16 protein-coding genes are annotated in these 16777 nt (G+C 68.7%); 6 read left to right on the forward strand and 10 right to left on the reverse strand.

Annotated features, from left to right (window positions below):
* Nucleotides 1–253: 253 nt before the first annotated feature.
* From BLT72_RS14140 to BLT72_RS14155, 4 genes are all read right to left on the reverse strand, one after another.
* Nucleotides 254–2536: a heavy metal translocating P-type ATPase gene (locus tag BLT72_RS14140; protein WP_091413644.1), complete on the reverse strand. Its 2283-nt coding sequence runs from the start codon at nt 2534–2536 to the stop codon at nt 254–256.
* Nucleotides 2537–2604: 68 nt separating this feature from the next.
* Nucleotides 2605–3603, reverse strand: coding sequence for a hypothetical protein (locus tag BLT72_RS14145; RefSeq protein ID WP_091413646.1), 999 nt, complete (start codon nt 3601–3603; stop codon nt 2605–2607).
* 65 nt (nt 3604–3668) lie between these two features.
* Nucleotides 3669–3881 (reverse strand): heavy-metal-associated domain-containing protein, encoded by a 213-nt coding sequence (locus tag BLT72_RS14150; protein ID WP_091413647.1) that lies wholly within the window; start codon nt 3879–3881, stop codon nt 3669–3671.
* A gap of 55 nt (nt 3882–3936) precedes the next feature.
* The gene (locus BLT72_RS14155; RefSeq protein WP_091413649.1) at nt 3937–4236 is read right to left on the reverse strand and encodes a metal-sensitive transcriptional regulator; all 300 of its coding nucleotides are present in this window, start codon (nt 4234–4236) and stop codon (nt 3937–3939) included.
* Between the two features lie 870 nt (nt 4237–5106).
* On the opposite strand from BLT72_RS14155, the gene BLT72_RS14165 reads away from it, so the two are divergent.
* The 4 genes from BLT72_RS14165 to BLT72_RS14180 all read left to right on the forward strand — a co-directional run bounded on the left by BLT72_RS14165 (nt 5107) and on the right by BLT72_RS14180 (nt 9816).
* Nucleotides 5107–5781, forward strand: coding sequence for a DUF305 domain-containing protein (locus BLT72_RS14165; RefSeq protein WP_231930063.1), 675 nt, complete (start codon nt 5107–5109; stop codon nt 5779–5781).
* Between the two features lie 310 nt (nt 5782–6091).
* Nucleotides 6092–6745, forward strand: a complete 654-nt coding sequence (locus BLT72_RS14170) for a GNAT family N-acetyltransferase (RefSeq protein ID WP_157720506.1) — start codon at nt 6092–6094, stop codon at nt 6743–6745.
* Complete coding sequence (locus BLT72_RS23430; RefSeq protein WP_091413655.1) at nt 6742–7578, forward strand: F510_1955 family glycosylhydrolase; 837 nt, start codon at nt 6742–6744, stop codon at nt 7576–7578. The genes BLT72_RS14170 and BLT72_RS23430 overlap by 4 nt, the downstream gene beginning before the upstream one ends.
* A 36-nt stretch (nt 7579–7614) precedes the next feature.
* Nucleotides 7615–9816 carry a heavy metal translocating P-type ATPase gene (locus BLT72_RS14180; RefSeq protein WP_245392079.1) on the forward strand — a complete coding sequence of 734 codons (2202 nt, stop codon included), beginning with the start codon at nt 7615–7617 and terminating at the stop codon, nt 9814–9816.
* Here BLT72_RS14180 and BLT72_RS14185 read toward each other — a convergent pair.
* Nucleotides 9813–10403, reverse strand: coding sequence for a TetR/AcrR family transcriptional regulator (locus tag BLT72_RS14185; protein WP_091413656.1), 591 nt, complete (start codon nt 10401–10403; stop codon nt 9813–9815). The genes BLT72_RS14180 and BLT72_RS14185 overlap by 4 nt on opposite strands.
* Before the next feature lie 404 nt (nt 10404–10807).
* Here BLT72_RS14185 and BLT72_RS14190 point away from each other — a divergent pair, with 404 nt between their 5' ends.
* Entirely contained in the window at nt 10808–11233 is a 426-nt protein-coding gene (locus tag BLT72_RS14190; protein ID WP_197677040.1) for a DUF2269 domain-containing protein, read from the forward strand.
* A 344-nt stretch (nt 11234–11577) separates the two neighbouring features.
* On the opposite strand, the gene BLT72_RS14195 is transcribed toward BLT72_RS14190, so the two are convergent.
* Together BLT72_RS14195 and BLT72_RS14200 are read right to left on the reverse strand one after the other, a co-directional pair.
* Nucleotides 11578–11976 carry a hypothetical protein gene (locus BLT72_RS14195; RefSeq protein WP_091413658.1) on the reverse strand — a complete coding sequence of 133 codons (399 nt, stop codon included), beginning with the start codon at nt 11974–11976 and terminating at the stop codon, nt 11578–11580.
* Nucleotides 11977–12256: 280 nt separating this feature from the next.
* Nucleotides 12257–12745, reverse strand: coding sequence for a hypothetical protein (locus BLT72_RS14200; RefSeq protein WP_091413660.1), 489 nt, complete (start codon nt 12743–12745; stop codon nt 12257–12259).
* A 1248-nt stretch (nt 12746–13993) separates the two neighbouring features.
* Here BLT72_RS14200 and BLT72_RS14210 point away from each other — a divergent pair.
* Complete coding sequence (locus tag BLT72_RS14210) at nt 13994–14893, forward strand: DNA/RNA non-specific endonuclease (protein ID WP_091413662.1); 900 nt, start codon at nt 13994–13996, stop codon at nt 14891–14893.
* Here BLT72_RS14210 and BLT72_RS14215 read toward each other — a convergent pair.
* From BLT72_RS14215 to BLT72_RS22285, 3 genes are read right to left on the reverse strand one after another with little or no spacing between them, the layout of a single operon-like run.
* Complete coding sequence (locus BLT72_RS14215; RefSeq protein ID WP_342587374.1) at nt 14841–15785, reverse strand: ATP-dependent DNA ligase; 945 nt, start codon at nt 15783–15785, stop codon at nt 14841–14843. The genes BLT72_RS14210 and BLT72_RS14215 overlap by 53 nt on opposite strands.
* A gap of 47 nt (nt 15786–15832) precedes the next feature.
* The gene (locus BLT72_RS14220; RefSeq protein WP_091413666.1) at nt 15833–16057 is read right to left on the reverse strand and encodes a hypothetical protein; all 225 of its coding nucleotides are present in this window, start codon (nt 16055–16057) and stop codon (nt 15833–15835) included.
* Nucleotides 16050–16571, reverse strand: a complete 522-nt coding sequence (locus tag BLT72_RS22285; protein ID WP_157720508.1) for a hypothetical protein — start codon at nt 16569–16571, stop codon at nt 16050–16052. Before BLT72_RS22285 ends, BLT72_RS14220 begins: the two co-directional genes overlap by 8 nt.
* Nucleotides 16572–16777 lie beyond the last annotated feature (206 nt).

The following is a 16777-nucleotide window of genomic DNA, read 5'->3' on the forward strand; positions in this document are numbered from 1 at the left end:
GATCTTTCTATTCGAATGGGCCCTTTGGTGGCTAGGGCTGTGGAGGACGCGAGACAGCCGATGACCTTGGTGTCCTGACGTTTTCCTGGGAGAGTTGGCCGATGGAGCTCTCGGACCACACCGACCCGACACTGGCCAGAGTTGTGGTGACTGCCCTAGTCACAGCGGTTGTGTTGTGCTTGGTGGTCTTGCTACTGCTTACTGCGCTGAGCGACCACGTCGTCCACAACTAGGTACCCCGCCCTTCCTGGGCTCACTTGCGTGCGTTGAGGGGTCGGAAGCGGCGGAGCCTCAGGCTGTTGGAGACGACGAAGACCGAGGAGAAGGCCATCGCGGCGCCGGCGAGCATCGGGTTGAGCAGGCCGGCAGCAGCCAGCGGCAGGGCGGCGACGTTGTAGGCAAACGCCCAGAACAGGTTGCCCTTGATCGTGCTCAGAGTGCGGCGGGCGAGCCGGATGGCGTCGGCCGCAGCGCGGAGGTCACCGCGGACGAGGGTGAGGTCGCTGGCCTCGATGGCCACGTCAGTGCCGGTGCCCATGGCCAGGCCGAGGTCGGCTTGGGCAAGGGCGGCGGCGTCGTTGACGCCGTCGCCGACCATGGCCACCACCTTGCCCTCGGCCTGCAACCGAGAGACGACGTCGACCTTGTCCTGAGGCAGGACCTCGGCAATGACCTCCTCGATGCCGACCTGGCTAGCCACGGTGCGGGCAACGGTGGCGTTGTCACCGGTGAGCAGGATCGGGGTCAGGCCGAGCCGGCGCAACTGCTGGACGGCTTCAGCCGAGGTGGGCTTGACCGCGTCGGCAACGACGAGGACCCCGCGGGCTCGTCCGTTCCAGCCAACCGTCACCGCGGTCCGGCCGTCGACCGATGCAGCAGCAACAGCTCGATCGAGGTCTTCGGGCCATAGCTGTTCCTCGTCGTTGACGAAGCTACGGCGCCCGACCTTGACCGTGCGGCCCTCGACCCGACCCTGCACGCCCTGGCCGGCCACGTTGGCGAACTCGGTGACGGCGGGCAGTGCTCCGGTGCGCTCGGTGGCACCGGCGGCGATGGCACGGGCAATCGGGTGTTCGGAGGCGTCCTCGACCGCGCCGGCGAGCCGGGCGATCTGGTCGGGGTCCTCGCCGGGGGCGGCGATGACGTCGAGCAGGGTCATCTGGCCGGTGGTGACGGTGCCGGTCTTGTCCAGCAGGACCGTGTCGACCCGACGGGTGGACTCGAGCACCTCGGGGCCCTTGATGAGGATGCCGAGCTGGGCGCCGCGCCCGGTGCCGACCATCAGGGCCGTGGGTGTGGCGAGGCCGAGGGCGCAGGGGCAGGCGATGATCAGGACGGCAACGGCGGCGGTGAACGCCGGCGAGAGGCCGGCGCCGGTCCCAATCCAGAATCCGAGGGTGGCCATGGCGAGGGCGATGACGATGGGGACGAAGATCCCCGAGATGCGGTCGGCAAGCCGCTGCACCTGAGCCTTGCCGTTCTGGGCGTCCTCGACGAGCCGAGCCATCTGGGCCAGCTGGGTGTCAGCGCCGACTCGGGTCGCAGCGACAGTGATCCGGCCACCGGCGTTGACCGTGCCTCCAATAACACTGTCACCAGGCACGACCTCGACAGGGACGGACTCCCCGGTGAGCATCGCGGCGTCGACGGCGGACACCCCGTCCTCGACGGTGCCGTCGGTGGCGATCTTCTCTCCCGGACGGACAACGAACCGGTCACCCACGACCAGCTGAGCGGTCGGGATCCGCTGCTCGCGGCCGGCGCGCAGCACCGACACCTCCTTGGCGCCGAGCTCCAGCAGAGCGCGCAGCGCGGCGCCGGCTTGGCGCTTGGACCGGGCCTCGAAGTAGCGGCCGGCGAGCAGGAAGGTGGTGACGCCGGTGGCGGCTTCGAGGTAGATGTTCCCGGCGCCGTCGCTGCGGCTGATGGTCAGCTCGAACGGGTGCGTCATGCCGGGGGTCCCGGCGGTGCCGAGGAACAGCGCATACAACGACCACCCCAGGGCTGCCAGGGTGCCGAGGGAGATGAGGGTGTCCATGGTGGTGGCGCCGTGCCGAAGGTTCGTCCACGCAGCCTTGTGGAACGGCCAGGCTCCCCACGCAACGACCGGCGCCGCCAGGGTGAGAGAGAGCCACTGCCAGTAAGTGAACTGCCACGCCGGCACCATCGCCATCGCGATCACCGGCACGGTCAGCACGGCCGAGATGACCAGCCGCTGCCGCAACGCCCGGGTCGCGTCATCCTTCGTCGGAGCCTCAACGTCGGTGTCGTCGGAGGGCGGGGCCGGGAGGGTGGCGGTGTAGCCGGCCTTCTCCACGGTGGCCACCAACTCGTCGGGGCTCACCGTGTCGGGGAAGCTGACGCGGGCCTTCTCGGTGGAGTAGTTGACCGTCGCGGTGACGCCTTCGAGCTTGTTTAGCCGCTTCTCGATCCGGGCCGCGCAGGAGGCACAGGTCATGCCGCCGATCTCGAGCTCGACCAGCCCGGTCCCGTCCAGGACGAGCTGTTGCTTGGTTGTCGTGCTGCTGGAGCTCATCGCCCCTCCCTCGTCGTGCTTGGTCTGTGCTGTCTTGCGCGGGACTGGTGCGCGCTGCTGGTCGGCGGTCATCCGCCGTGGCCGTCGCCATGGCCGTCTTCAGGCTCCGCAGGGGAGGCCGACGGTTCTGCTGGCTGTGCCGGTGACGCGCTGGCCGCTGGTTCCGACGGGCGGTCGGTCGGGCCGGCGGTGACGGTGAAGGCCGCGGTGCGGACTTCGTCGCGGTGCCGGAAGTCGAGGAAGAGCCGGTAGTCACCAGCGCTGGGGACGGTCGCGTAGAAGGTGATGGCGGGGCCGGGCTGGGTCTGGCCGTCGCTGGGAGTGCCGGCGGGATGGACGTGCAGGTAGGCGAGGTCACGGTCGCGGAGTGCGACCAGGTGGCCGTAGGCCTCGAGGTAGGGCTGCAGGTCGGTGACCGGCTGGCCGTCCTTGCTGACAGACAGCGTCAGCTCGGCTTCCCGGCCAGGTTCGAGGGCTCCGTCAAGGGTGACGGTGTAGCCGTCGACCTCCGCGGTCCGGCTGGTGGTCGGCAGCGGCTGCGGCTGGAAGTCCCCCGCCACCGACAGGTCGGCGCCCAGAGTGAGGTTGTCGTCGCGGTCGGCGGGGGTGAAGTCGGCGAAGAGCCGGTAGGCACCGGCGTTGGACAGGTCGAGCGGGACACTCCAGGTCCCGGCGGCGTCGAGCTGCGGGTGGACGTGCTGGAAGTCGGCGAGGTCGCGGCGGACCACGATCAGGTGCAGGTCCTTGCCGTGCGCGGTGGTGTACCGGGTGACCGGTTGGTTGTCCGGGCCGAGGATCTGGAAGTGGACCGGCGCCTTCGCGGTGGCGGACAGCTCACGATGGGCCAGGTCGAAGGTGTAGCCGCCCTGGGACACCATCAGCCCACCCGGAAGGTCCTCGGTGGCTTGCTCGGTGGTGCCGGTGTCGGCGTGGCCGGCGTTATGTCCCGCTGGTTCGTCAGCGCTGGTCGTGCCGACTGGTCCGGTCAGGGTGCCGATGCCGATCGCGGCGGCAAAGACAGCTGCCAGGCCGCCGACGAAGGCAGCGACTCGGGTGGGGGTGTTCATGGGTGTGCTCCTACGTCGGGGTGGGGTGACCGCCCGCGGGTGGCGGGCGGTCACACCCGTTCAGCTCAGCGGCTGACCAGCTCGTAGCCGGCCTCGTCGACCGCCGCCTTGACAGCGGTCTCCTCGACCGGGGCCTCGCTGGTGATGGTGACGGCCCCGGAGGCGAGGTCGACCTGGACGTCGGTGACACCGGAGATGTTGGTGACCTCCTCGGTGACGGCGCTGACGCAGTGGCCGCAGGTCATGCCGGAGACGGTGTAGGTGGCGGTGGAGCTCATGACGGTGTGCCTTCCTCTAGTGATGTGACTGAGCTGGACTCAGTAGTAGGAACAGTCAGGACCGGACGAGGCGTGCAATGGCGTCGGAGGCTTCCTTCAGCTTCGCCTCGGCTTCCGGGCCGCCCGCGGCGACCGCATCGAGCACGCAGTGGTGCAGGTGGTCGTTCAGCAGGCCGAGGGAGACCGACTGCAGCGCGCTGGTCATGGCCGAGACCTGGGTGAGGATGTCGATGCAGTACTTCTCCTCCTCCACCATCCGTTGAAGGCCACGGGCCTGGCCCTCGATCCGGCGGAGCCGCTTGAGGTAGTCGTCCTGGTTGGAGATGTAGCCGTGCGGGCCGCTGTGCTCATCCATCGCTGTGTTCTCTCCTTCAGTCCGACACCCTGCTCAGGTGATCCGGCCGTCGCGTCCTCGTCCTGCCGACACACTACCCGTACCCCCCTCGGGTATCAAGAGGACCAAGGGAGATCCTGGGTAGGACGCGTTCACCAACCGGCAGGCTCGCCTGGGGCTCCAATACCCCCCTGGGGTGTAGTTGGTACAGTTGAGCAGGCGATACGGCAGAGTTGAGATGAGGTGGGGATGCAGCGGACGGGGACTGGACCCCTCTTGGGCTTCTTGCGGCAGGCGCGCAGGAGCTGGCTCCGCCAGCTCCTACTCGGTCTGAGTCTGGTTGTACTGACGCTGGGCATCGTTGGCATGCACCAGCTGTCGGTCGGCCACGATGTCGCAACTGGCCAGGCCAGCCGCCACGCTCACACCGAGACAGCTGCCTCCGGTCCTGTCGAGGCCGCCCCTCATGGCCATGGGTCTACCGAGGTTGCCCTAGCTGACTTGCACCTGGCCGCTTCTGCCGCAACCGGTGGGGTTGGTGCTGGCAACGAGGGCTGCACGACCTGTGATGACCACGAGATGGCGTTCGGGTCCTGCCTGCTAGCTCTGACGCTTCTCGTGTTCAGTTGGTTCTTGCGTCCCCCGCGGCTGCGCCACCTTCCACCCTTCCTACTTCCCCGCCTGGCGCCGGCGATGATCCGGCCAACCCTCAGTCGGCTGGTTCCTTCACTCTCCTTGACGGAGTTGTCGCTGCGGCGAACGTGATCAGACCTGTGTAGTTGACGACCCTCTGACCACCCTCAGACCTGCTAGACCCGCGAAGGCAGGTCTCGGGGATCGGTCAAAACTCGTATGTCCCACACAGACCCTGCACGGAAGAAGAGACCTCTGATGATGAGCAAGCACGCAATGAAGGCTGGCCTCGGCGCTCTCGCCCTGGCTGCCACCCTTGGCCTGGCGGGCTGCGGTGACGACACCGAAGCTGGCGGCATGAGCGGCATGGACCACAGCTCCTCCGCACCGAGCTCGAGCACGGCCGCCCCATCCTCGCCTGCGCCGTCGGTGGCCAAGACGCCGGCGTCGGGGCCGCAGAACGACGCTGACGTGATGTTCGCCCAGATGATGATCCCGCACCACCAGCAGGCGGTGGAGATGAGTGACCTGATGTTGGCCAAGGCCGACGCTGATCCTCGTGTTCTCACCCTGGCTCGACAGATCAAGGACGCCCAGGCTCCCGAGATCACCCAGATGACGGGGTGGCTCGAGGGGTGGGGCTTCAAGGTCCAGCCGATGGACAACGACATGGACCATAGCGGCATGTCAGGCAACGGCATGGACGGCATGATGAGTGACGAGGACATGAAGGAGCTCGAGGCAGCCAGCGGTGCTGACGCGTCGCGGATGTTCCTCGAGGGCATGGTGAAGCACCACGAAGGTGCGGTGGAGATGGCTCAGACCGAGATCTCCGACGGCGAGAACCCCGACGCCATCAAGCTCGCGGAGGCCATCGTCACCAGCCAGCAGCAGGAGATCACAGTCATGAAGGACCTGCTCACCCAGCTCTGAGCCCGCCCACCCAGCAGGCATCGCCGGGATCAGACACGCGCTGGTCCCGGCGGTGCTGTCGCCCTCTCTCACGCCTTCGGGGCGCGGCCGCACCCCTTGAGTCGCGACCCTTCGCCTTGCTGGCGTCCAGTCGAGGCTGCGAGCCATCTACCGGTTCGCGTCTCTCGTCGACGACGGAGTCACCAATGACCTTGAACCTGTCCTTAGGCATTGCATCTGTGCCTGGCGTTGCCCCGGCCCGGGCAGCAGCGCGCCCTGGCCTTTCGAGGCGGCATCGACCATGACAAGCAGCGCTGTCCAGGTCCGGCCGATGCGCTCGACCGACCTAGCCTCGGTGGTGGCCGAACACCAGGAGTCGCAACCCGACGGGCTCTACGCCCGACTCGGTGATCGGTTCCTGCACACCTACCATTCCGCCTACCTCGCCAGTCCGGGCACAGCTGCCTTCGTCGCTGAGCTCGACACCCGTCCGGTGGGCTTCGTCACTGGGATTGTTTCCACTGCTGCCCACCGCCTGGCGATGAAGGAGGCATGGCCACGGTTGGCCGCAGCTGCTGCACTAGCCCTGCTGCAGCGACCGGCCACGCTTCGTCCTGCTCTGCTCGGGCCGACCGCAGTTAGTTGTCTGTGCCACTCAGCCCGACTGCTGCAACCAAGCCCCCCTTGCGCGGGCACCGCCACCGCCACCGCCACCGCCACCGCCACCGGAATCGTCACTTACTTGGCCGTCACCACGACCGCCCGAGGCCGTGGCGTTGGAGACGCGCTTCTCCAGGCGTTCCTCCACCAGGCTCAACTGCGCGGCTGCACCAAGGTCACTCTGGCCACTCAGGCCGGCGCCGAGGGTGCTGCGCCCTTCTACGCACACCGCGGCTGGACTCCTGAGTCTGTGCACCGCACCGCCACTGGCCGCCCCCTGCAGGTGATGGCCTGGACCTACCCGCCCCGAGAGGTGGCCCAATGAACACCAAAGGCAAGCTCGCAGGCAGCCTCGCCCTGTTGTTCGCCGTGACCTTGAGCAGCTGCACGCCGTCGGAGTCAGACCAGGCCGCTAGCGGTGAAGACTTTGTCGGTCACGTGCACGGGCTTGGCGTCGATCCTGCTGACGGGGTGCTCTACGTCGCCGCCCACGGCGGGGTCTTCCGACTGCAGGACCGTCGCCTGCAGCTGGTGGCTGGCCGTGCCCAGGACACCATGGGCTTCACCGTGGCTGGCCCGAACCACTTTCTCGGCAGCGGCCACCCCGACCCCACCGACCGAGACCAGCCCGTCCATCTCGGCCTCATCGAGTCCCGCGACGCCGCCCAGACCTGGACCCCGGTGTCACTGGCTGGGGCAGCAGACTTCCACCTCCTCGAGCAGGGTGTCGATGCGCTCTACGGCTACAACTCCCAGAGCAGCAGTGTCCTGAGGACCACGGACCAGAAGGAGTGGGACGTCGTCCTTCCCGCCGAGGTGTCCGACCTTGCGCCGCACCCGACCAAAGCCGGTCTGCTGCTCAGCATCACCGCCGACGGCCTGGTGCGCACCGAGCTGAACGGCCCGACCACCCAGCTGGCCGAACCCACCGGGCTGTACCAAATCGAGTGGCCCACCCCAGACCTGCTGGTCGGCATTAGCACCAACAACGGCCTGTACGAGAGCACCGATCAAGGCCGCAGCTGGACCCTCCGCAGCCAGCTGCCCGACGACCAGATCGACGCCTTCGACGTCAGCGGCGACTCCTGGCACCTCGCCACCGACCAGAACCTCTACACCTCCCCCGACCGCGGCATCACCTGGGACCTGCTGATCTGACCGCAGTCACCACGACCAGGGAATAGCGCTGGCCTCTTGCTCGTTGCCGCCAACAGGAGCAAGATACCCCCCAGGGGTACTAGAGGAGGGTCGATGATGAACGAGCCAGCACCACACCAAGGCCACACCGCCACCCATCCCGGTGGCGCCCAGGAAGGCCACGTCGAGCCCGGCGGCCAACTCGCCGAGCCAGGACACGGGTCCCACAACGAGCACGAGTCCCAGGGCGGCGGGCATGGAGGTCATGGCGGGCATGGGGACCACGTGGCCATGTTCCGGCGGCTGTTCTGGATCATGCTGGCCATCGGGCTGCCGGTGGTCTTCTTCTCCGACATGTTCGCGATGATCCTGGGCTACGACCTGCCCGACGCCGGCTGGGTTGCCTGGGTCTCCCCGGTCCTGGGCACCCTGATGTATGTGTGGGGCGGCAGGCCGTTCCTGACCGGCGCTGTCTCCGAGATCCGTGCCAAGAGCCCGGGGATGATGCTGCTGGTGGCCCTGGCCATCACCGTGGCGTTCCTGTCCTCCCTCGGCTCCAGCCTCGGTCTGCTCAGCCACGAGCTGGACTTCTGGTGGGAGTTGGCGCTGCTGATCGTCATCATGCTGCTCGGCCACTGGCTCGAGATGCGGTCCCTCGCGCAGTCCGCCTCCGCGCTGGAGTCCCTCGCTGCGCTGCTGCCTGATGAGGCCGAACGGGTCGAGGGCGACCAGGTCGTCATCGTCTCCCCCAGCGACCTGGCTCTCCATGACGTCGTCATCGTTCGCCCCGGCGGCCGCGTCCCGGCCGACGGATTGGTTGTCGACGGCACTGCCGACGTGGATGAGTCGATGATCACCGGCGAGTCCCGCCCTGTTGCCCGCACCGTCGGCGACACCGTCGTCGCGGGCACGGTCTCCACCGACTCCGCGTTGCGGGTCGAGATCACCGCGGTCGGTGACGACACCGCCCTGGCCGGGATCCAGCGCCTGGTCACCGAAGCCCAGTCGTCGTCGTCGCGAGCTCAGCTGCTCGCCGACCGCGCTGCCGGCTGGCTGTTCTGGTTCGCCCTCGCCGCCGCCGCCATCACCGCCCTGGTCTGGACGCTGCTCGGACAGCCCGACCACGCCCTCATCCGCACCATCAGCGTGCTGGTCATCGCCTGCCCCCACGCCCTCGGCCTCGCCATCCCCCTGGTGGTCTCCATCGCCACCGAACGCGCCGCCCGCGGCGGCGTGCTGGTGAAGGACCGGACCGCACTCGAGGCCATGCGCACGGTCAACACGATCCTGTTCGACAAGACCGGCACCCTCACCCGCGGCGAACCCGCCCTCACCTACGTGCTGACCGTGGACGGGCGCAGCGAGGACGAGCTGCTGGCCCTGGCCGCAGCTGCGGAAGCCGACAGCGAACACCCGCTCGCCCATGCCATCGTCACCGCAGCCGCTGATCGCAGCCTCCCTCGGCTCACCGGGGCCAACTTCCAGGCCTCGACCGCGGTTGGGGTCACCGCCACCGTCGACGGGCACACCGTCAGCGTCGGCGGACCGGCCCTGCTGCGTGAGCACCAGCTCGAGACGCTGCCCGGATCAGAGGCGTGGAAGGCCGACGGCGCGATCATCCTGCACGTCCTGGTCGACGGCCGGACTGCCGGTGCCCTTGCGCTGGCCGACGAGGTCCGCCAGGAGTCCCGCGAAGCGGTTGCCGCCCTGCACAAGCTCGGCCACCACGTCGTGATGATCACCGGCGACGCCGAGCAGGTCGCCCAGAGCGTCGCCTCCGAGCTCGGGATCGACCAGGTGTTCGCCGGGGTCCGCCCCGAGGACAAGGGCGACAAGGTCAAAGAGCTCCAGGCTCAGGGCCGCCGGGTCGCGATGGTCGGCGACGGCGTCAACGACGCCCCGGCACTCGCGCAGGCCGACGTCGGGATTGCGATCGGCGCTGGCACCGACGTCGCCATTGCCTCCGCCGGTGTCGTGCTGGCCAGCGACGACCCCCGCTCGGTCCTGTCGGTCATCGAGCTGTCTCGGGCCAGCTACCGCAAGATGCGGCAGAACCTCGGCTGGGCCGCCGGCTACAACCTCATCTCGGTTCCCCTCGCCGCTGGCATCCTCGCGCCGGTCGGGTTCGTGCTGCCGATGGCCGTGGGGGCCCTGCTGATGTCGGCCAGCACCGTCGTGGTCGCTGCCAATGCTCAGCTGCTCCGTCGGCTCGACCTCAGCCCCGAGGCCAGCACCAAGGCGGTCCTGTCTGGGCGCTAGACCCCAGTGGGCTGCGGCGGTCGAAGGCCGGCCAGAGTCAGCTCGACGAGGCGGTTAACCGCTGGCTGACCGTGGAGGTCGGCTGCACCAGCCAGAGCGTGCTGGCAGAAGGTGAGGAGCTCCTCCGGACCGATATCGGTCCGGAGGAGGCCTGCGTCGTTGGCTGACGCTAGAACTTCACGCAGCAGGCTCTGTTGCTGGCCGTGAGCAGCGCCCAGACTCTCGGGGCGGTGCAGCACCATCGCGAGCTCACTGTGGTGGTGCTCCCCGGCCTGCTGACACACCAATGCATAGGCCCGCAGCACCCCGGTCAGCTCCTCGGTCGGTCCCCTTGCCCCATCGCGCGCCCGATGGAGCTGTTCGAGGTGGTGGCTCACCTGACGCTCGTGCCAGGCCAGCAGTACCGCCTCGATGTCGGGGAAGTACTTGTACAAAGTTGCTCGACCGATCCCGGCCGTCTCAGCTACGCGCGACATCGTCAGCGACAGCAGGCCGTCATCAGCAACAAGGGACGCAGCTGCGTCCAGCACCGCGTCACGGACCTCAACGCGGTGCGTTTCGACAGTCTCTGACCACAACTTGGGCACCGGCTCATAGTACGCACTGCAACGGCCGCGACGCATTGGCTATGGCGTGACACACTGTCTCGAAAAGGAGGACTGATGATCGATGGACCGGACCAGCAGCCGAGCCGCGCTACCGGCCCACCAGACCGCGACCGTCCCACAGCAGCCAGACCTGGGATGCCGCGCTGGGTGAAGACTCTGATCGTTCTTGCCGTGGCCTTAACCGCTGTCCTGGTGGTCGCCGGACTGCTGACCGGCGGACATGGCCCCGGGCGTCACCTCGGGTCAGGACCGATGCCGACCTACACCGCGACCGTCGCCAATCAGGCAGCGACCACTCACTCGTGACCATGAGGCCGTGGTTGCGGAAGCTGGTCGTGACCTCCCATGTGACAACCTCGGTGGGCTGGCTAGGCGCAGTCATCATGTTCCTAGCCCTGGCTGTGCTCGCCTTGACCAGCAGCGACCCGGCAACGGTGCGCGGGGCGTACATCGTGCTGCAACCCACCGGCACCTACGTCCTGGTGCCCCTCGCCGTCTTGTCGCTGACGACCGGTGTGATCAGCAGCCTCGGGACTGGCTGGGGGCTGGTTCAGCACTACTGGGTGCTGATCAAGCTCCTCATCACCGCTGTGTCCACCGCGGTCCTGGTGCTCTATCTCCAGACGTTCCGTCTGGTGGCTGAGGCGGCGGCCAACCCCGCCACTCCCCTGTCCGCCGTACGGAACGCCTCCCCCGCGCTGCACTCAGCCCTTGCCCTGATCGTCCTGCTGGCAGCCACCATCCTGGCTATCTACAAGCCCAAAGGCATCACTGGCTGGGGCTGGCGCCGCCGGCCGACAACCAGCTGAGCCCACCCCGACCCCTTCGGCTCACCTGACGGCACGCCGTCGTGCCGTCATTGGCCGAGGAAACGCGCGCGGCCGCCGTTGTTCGGATCTGACCGGACCGGGGTCAAGCGTTCGGCCGACACCCATTGCTGGGTCGCGGTAGGTCGACCATCTTCGTCAACTCCCGAGGTGAGGACGAGCGCTGCCCAGCGATACGAGTGACGGCGCCACTCGAGCACGTAGCCCTGGACTGGCGCTACGCCGGCCTGGTCCGGCTGCACCCAGACATGGCGTGTGGAACGTGGTGTGGCGTAGCGCCGGTCCTTCCCCCGCTGCCCCACTGTCCAATTAGAACGCGTGTTCTATTAAGTCGCTAGGACGGTGACCACCGGCAGCGCGGCGAACACCGCTCGGCCGGAGCCCACCAGGGCAGCAATTTGCTCGCCGGCGTTGTGGTGGGCCAGGTCGACGTCCCCATCACGGGCGATGACGACTACGCAGCGGCCCTCCAGCGCGTCGACGGCGGCCCACCAACCGTCAGGGGCGTACGGGTTGAGGTCGTCGAGCAGGGCCTGGTCGTCGATGATCAGCTGCAGCCGGTCTGACCTGACCACCAGCTGGCCTGCCGCCGCAGTCGGCGGTGGTTCGCCGAAGAGTGCCCATCCGCGGTCGAGAAGCTGCGGAACCAGCACGTCGGCATCGTCAGTGGTGGCCATCAGCGCTGGCACCGGATGCTGGCCAGGGATCAGGGTCTTCGCGTACACCTGGACCACCGTAGAGACCCGGCCTGACCGCAGCCCCGGGGACCGAGTCCGGCCTGGGGCCTGCCTGGGGTGGCCCAGTCCCCTGCCGGCCCCCCTTAGCTGGCGAGTGTGAGCAGCGGGGTCGGTCAAGGCTGGACGGAGTCCACCGCGTAGCGGCACGGAGCGGCCTTAAGGGGCCCGGCCCGCTGTTCAATCCTGGTCAGCGCGGGGCCAACCCGACCCTAGCCGCTGAAACCAGCCACCAGGCCCTGGGCCCCAACGAGGCCTCGGTGGTGTGGGGTTAGCGGTGTTTGCGGCCGGTGCCGGGGGTGTCGCCGCGGGGTCGAAGCTCGTCGACGATCTGTTCGGGGCTCATCTGGGTGTGGAGACATTCCAGGGCGAGGCGGACGACGGCGCTGCGGGAGACGGCTGTCTTCGGCTGGGAGGTGCGGCCGGTGTGAGTGATGGTCTCGAGGAAGTCGTCATCGTCTTGCTCGAGGTAGACCGTCACCACCTTTAGCTCAGCCTTCGCCCTTGCCTTCGGCTCGGGTGCCGGCTTCAGGCCGCGCCTGGTCGCCGGCCGGGCTGCCTCTGTCGTCTCAGCTGCCTCCGCCTGCTCGGCTGTGGGTGCCTCGACCGCCGGCGCTGGGGCTGCGGTCGGTTCCTCCTGAGTTGTCAGCTCGGGGACGGAGGTGAGCTGGACGGGTGCGGAGCGGGCTGGGTTCCGCGGTGGGGGGATCTCCCGGGTGCGGCGGCCGCGGGCGGCGAGCTGGGACAGTCCGTCAGTCATGCCGTGTACTCCTGCACGAACGCAGCCACCTGCCGCAGCGCAGCAGCGACCGGCTGCAGGGCTTTCGCCGGTGGGTCGTCGGAGGCGATGGCCATCCGCTTCTTCCGGGTGCCGACGGCCAGGGCGGCGGGGATCAGCGGGCCGACCGGACGGGGTGCCGTCGACGATCCGGCCGAGCCGGCGGACTTCGGCTGCTGGTGCGACTGGGGGGACGAAGTTCGGGATCAGTACCACCGGGTAGTCGGTGAGCTCACGGACCATGTGCTCGGTGCCGTCGAGGTCGGAGCAGCGCAACAGCACTGGGGTGACCACCACATGGGCGATGGAGAGGGCGCCGTTGAGGACTCGGTGGCACCCGGGTGGGTGTCGACCACGACCCAGTCCCGGCCCCGCTCCCCCGCCCACTTCGACGATGCGTCCGCGGTGTCGTCACGGCTGGCTGGTTCAGCTCCAGGTCCGGGTGCCCCGGCACAAGGTCAGGCTTGTTGAACCCACGCAGCAACCGCGGCGGCGTGCCCCTCTCGAACGCCGCCAACAGCGAGGAGCTCGTCCGGTCCTCGTTGCGGTAGCCCCATGTACGGGAGGCGCTGCCACCCTCCCAACTCGAGGTCCACGAGTGGGGCGCCCAGCAGCCACGCCAGCTCATAGGCCAGCGTGGTCCTCTTTGGTTGTTAGCCCTCCCCGAGTGCGTCGGTCGGCGTAGACCAGGGTGCGGCTGTCGTAGCGCAAGGCGGCCGAAGACGGCGACGTAGAGGGCGTCGGAGCTCCGCGGTCGGCGCCTCGATTGAGGCAGCGTCGTCGAGGTCGGCCGCCGCTTGCTGGGCCGCTGCGAACGCCGCCGAGGAACGTAAGCGCGGCCTCGTAGATCGGCCGGCCGTCGGCCTGAACGGCAACCACGCCAGCATCGTCAGGCTTTACTTCCCGCAGCAACGGACGGCTCGAGAGGTTCCAATGTCTTCACCCCGGCGGGTTCGAGGCAGAGCCCACACGGTCCAACACGATTGGCGGGCAGCGCGTTGCCTTCTCCGTTGACGAGATCTACGAAGCCCCTGCGGATCGCCGCGAGGCACGGCTGCCGCCCGCTACGCGGCGTAGCCACCTACGGAGGCCTCTCGAGCTCACCTACGTCCCCGGCCCACCGCATCACCGTGATGCTCGCGCAGGGACTGGAGAAGCGCTGACCGGTGGGCCCCCGTCTGACTTTGCGTGCCCGAGGCTGATGTCGGCAGCCCGTGCTTGGCTGGAGGCATGGCTGCTGTTGAGGGGTACGACTCGGACTTCCTGCCGACATCGGTTCCGCTCCCTGCTCCGTCTGATGGAGTGGAGTCGGTGCGTCTGTTGCCGTTCACTCACTTCTCGGTGGTCCTTGAGCTGAGCCGTCGGCTGGCGGTAGTGACGGGGGTGAATATCGACGGTGCTCGGCTGGTCGAGGTGGATCGGGGTGATGACTGGCACCTTGATCCCCGGGTGCCGGCCGATCTGCAGTGCGGGCCGGAGGTGTACGCCGGCAACGACCTGGACCGCGGCCACCTGGTCCGCCGCCGAGACCCCGTCTGGGGTGATCAGGACACCGCCCGGCAGGCGAACCTCGACTCCTTCGCCTACGTCAACGCCGCCCCCCAGGCCGCCCTGTTCAACCAGGGCGAGCTGTTGTGGGCCGGCCTGGAGGACTACCTCCTCGACCACGCGCGCGCGCAAGAGCAGCGGCTGTCGGTGTTCACCGCGCCGGTCCTCGACGCCGACGACCCGCCCTACCGCGGCATCCGCATCCCCCGCCGGTTCTGGAAGATCGCCGCCTGGACCACCACCGCCACCACCAGCGACACTGGGACTGACGGTGACCAGCAGGTGCTGGCGGCCACCGGATACCTGCTGGACCAGTCGCCGCAGCTGGACAGAATCGATCTCAGCGACCGTCAACCGGCCACGTACACCGGGCCGCCGCCGCTTGGCGCCTACCTCACCTATCAGGTGCCGATCGTCGACCTGGCCGCGTTGACCGGGCTCGACCTCGGACCCCTCCCTACCGCCGACCGGCTCCCCGCCCCAGCACACACCGTCACCGGCCAGAGCCGGTGGCGTCACCTCAGAACGCTCAGCGACCAGATCCTGCAGGTGGGTGATGCCGGTCGACCTGTGCTGTGGTGAGGTCGGGGCGGAGCCGGATCAGTCGGAGCTGGTGCCGCCACCGTCCGGCCTGCTGTGCAGCGTCACCGGCGACCTCGACCACAGTGAGCTCGACCCTGAGCAGGTCGACTGGGCTGCCGCCGAAGTGACCGGCGCCGATCCGAGCCGGCCACGGATGGTCCTCGGTCGGGGTAAGTGCTGCGGCGAGGACGGCGGCTTGGTCGGTGGTGGGTGGGCCGGTCCGGCCGACGATCACGAGCTCGCCGGTCGCGGTGTAGCGGCCAACGATGATTGAGGTGGGCTGGTCGAGGGTGCCGGTGACCGCGCCGACGATCACCTCGGACGTCTCGTAGGTGCGGACCTTGAGCCACTGCCGGTCTCCCGCCCGGTACGGGCTGCCGGCGCCCTTCACCACTACGCCTTCGATGCCGGTGGCGGCGAGGCTGCCGTCCATCCAGGTGAGGGCTTCGGTGCGGTCGAGGGTGTGTGGGGCGAGTTGCAGCGGCGGTCGCCACTCGGTCGCGGTCAGCTCGAGCAGGGGGGGCCGGTCGGTCCAGGACAGCGGCCGGACATCCTGGCCGTGCAGGGCGAGAAGGTCGAACACGACGAACGATGCCGGCAACCGGCGGGCCTGGTCGGCGACCCGGGTCGGGGAGCCGCTGCGCTGCAGCAACGCGTCCCAGTCGCACGCACCGTCTCGCCACACGACAATCTCGCCGTCGTAGATGCCCGCTTCCAGCTGCTCACCCCCGATAGCGATCAGGTCGGGGAACCGGTCACTCAGGTTCGTGCCGTGCCGTGACCACAGCTCCACGGCGGTCTCGTTGACGAGCAGGACACCGCGCCAGCCGTCGAACTTCATCTCATACACACACCCACCGGGAAGCGCCGCCGGCTCCGGCACCTCCCGCACCGGCCGGGAGCGCTACCTCAACCGGGACACGTGAGGGCGGGAACTGCTCAGCCACCGGCCACCGCCTGCTCCTCGCCATCGCGGTCGTCGCGCTGGGGGCTGTTGCAGTCGGGTTGCTGAGCTTGGTTGCGGTCGAGGCGGCTGAGCCGGACACTAACGGTGTTGCGTCGCAGGCCGAGCATGGCGGCGATCTGGCGGTGGCTGGCGCCCCAGCTGCGTAGCTGGAGCAGCTGGGCGTCGGTGACTCTCGGCGGAGCGTCCGGGTCATTCATCCCGAGACACCTCCGGCCGTGCCGCCTCGTGTTGTCCGCGGCGGCGGAGCCGCTGCTGCAGGGTCCTGACCTCAGAGAACTCCGCGGTCAGCTGGTCGGCCAGACGGGCCGCCTGCTCGGGCGGCAGGTGGTCGACGTCTACGGCGCGGGCCTCGGCTGCGACTTCGCGCAGGCCAGCGACAGCTCGGGCCAGGTGGTGAGCGACGGTCCGGCGTTCCCGCTCCGCGGCTGCCGGGTCCTGAGCGGGCGGTGTGCGGCCGAGCGCCGCCTGCTGCAACCGCCCCTCGTCCAGGTCGACGCCAGGTCGCGCGGCAACCAGGAAGACTCCCCCACCCGCCTGCTGTCCCGGGTGCACCCGCACCTGATGCAGCGTCAGCTGACCGTCGGCGGCGAGCCCGGCAGCGGTTCTTCGGGCCGCGGTCAGCTCGACCCGGGTGGCGCGACGGCCGAGATGCCGGTCCAGTGCTGCCGCAACCCCCACTAGCTCGGCGTCAGCCAGGGCGTCGAGCAGCACTAGCTGCCAGCGACCCCGAACTGTCACAGAGGCCACCTTGCCCCAACACCAGTCGGCGGGGGGCTGCTCCTGAACTCACCCGCAGTCCTTGGCGGTTTTTTCCAAGCGGTTGCCGGGCAGCGGCCGCGGCCGCGGCCGAGGACCCTTTGTCGTAGAAGGAGCTTGTGCAGGGGGTTGATGCGGCGACGTTCCAGGAGGGTGGGCCT

Origin of the sequence: Friedmanniella luteola, from assembly GCF_900105065.1 — a bacterium.
Classification (GTDB): Bacteria; Actinomycetota; Actinomycetes; order Propionibacteriales; family Propionibacteriaceae; genus Microlunatus; species Microlunatus luteolus.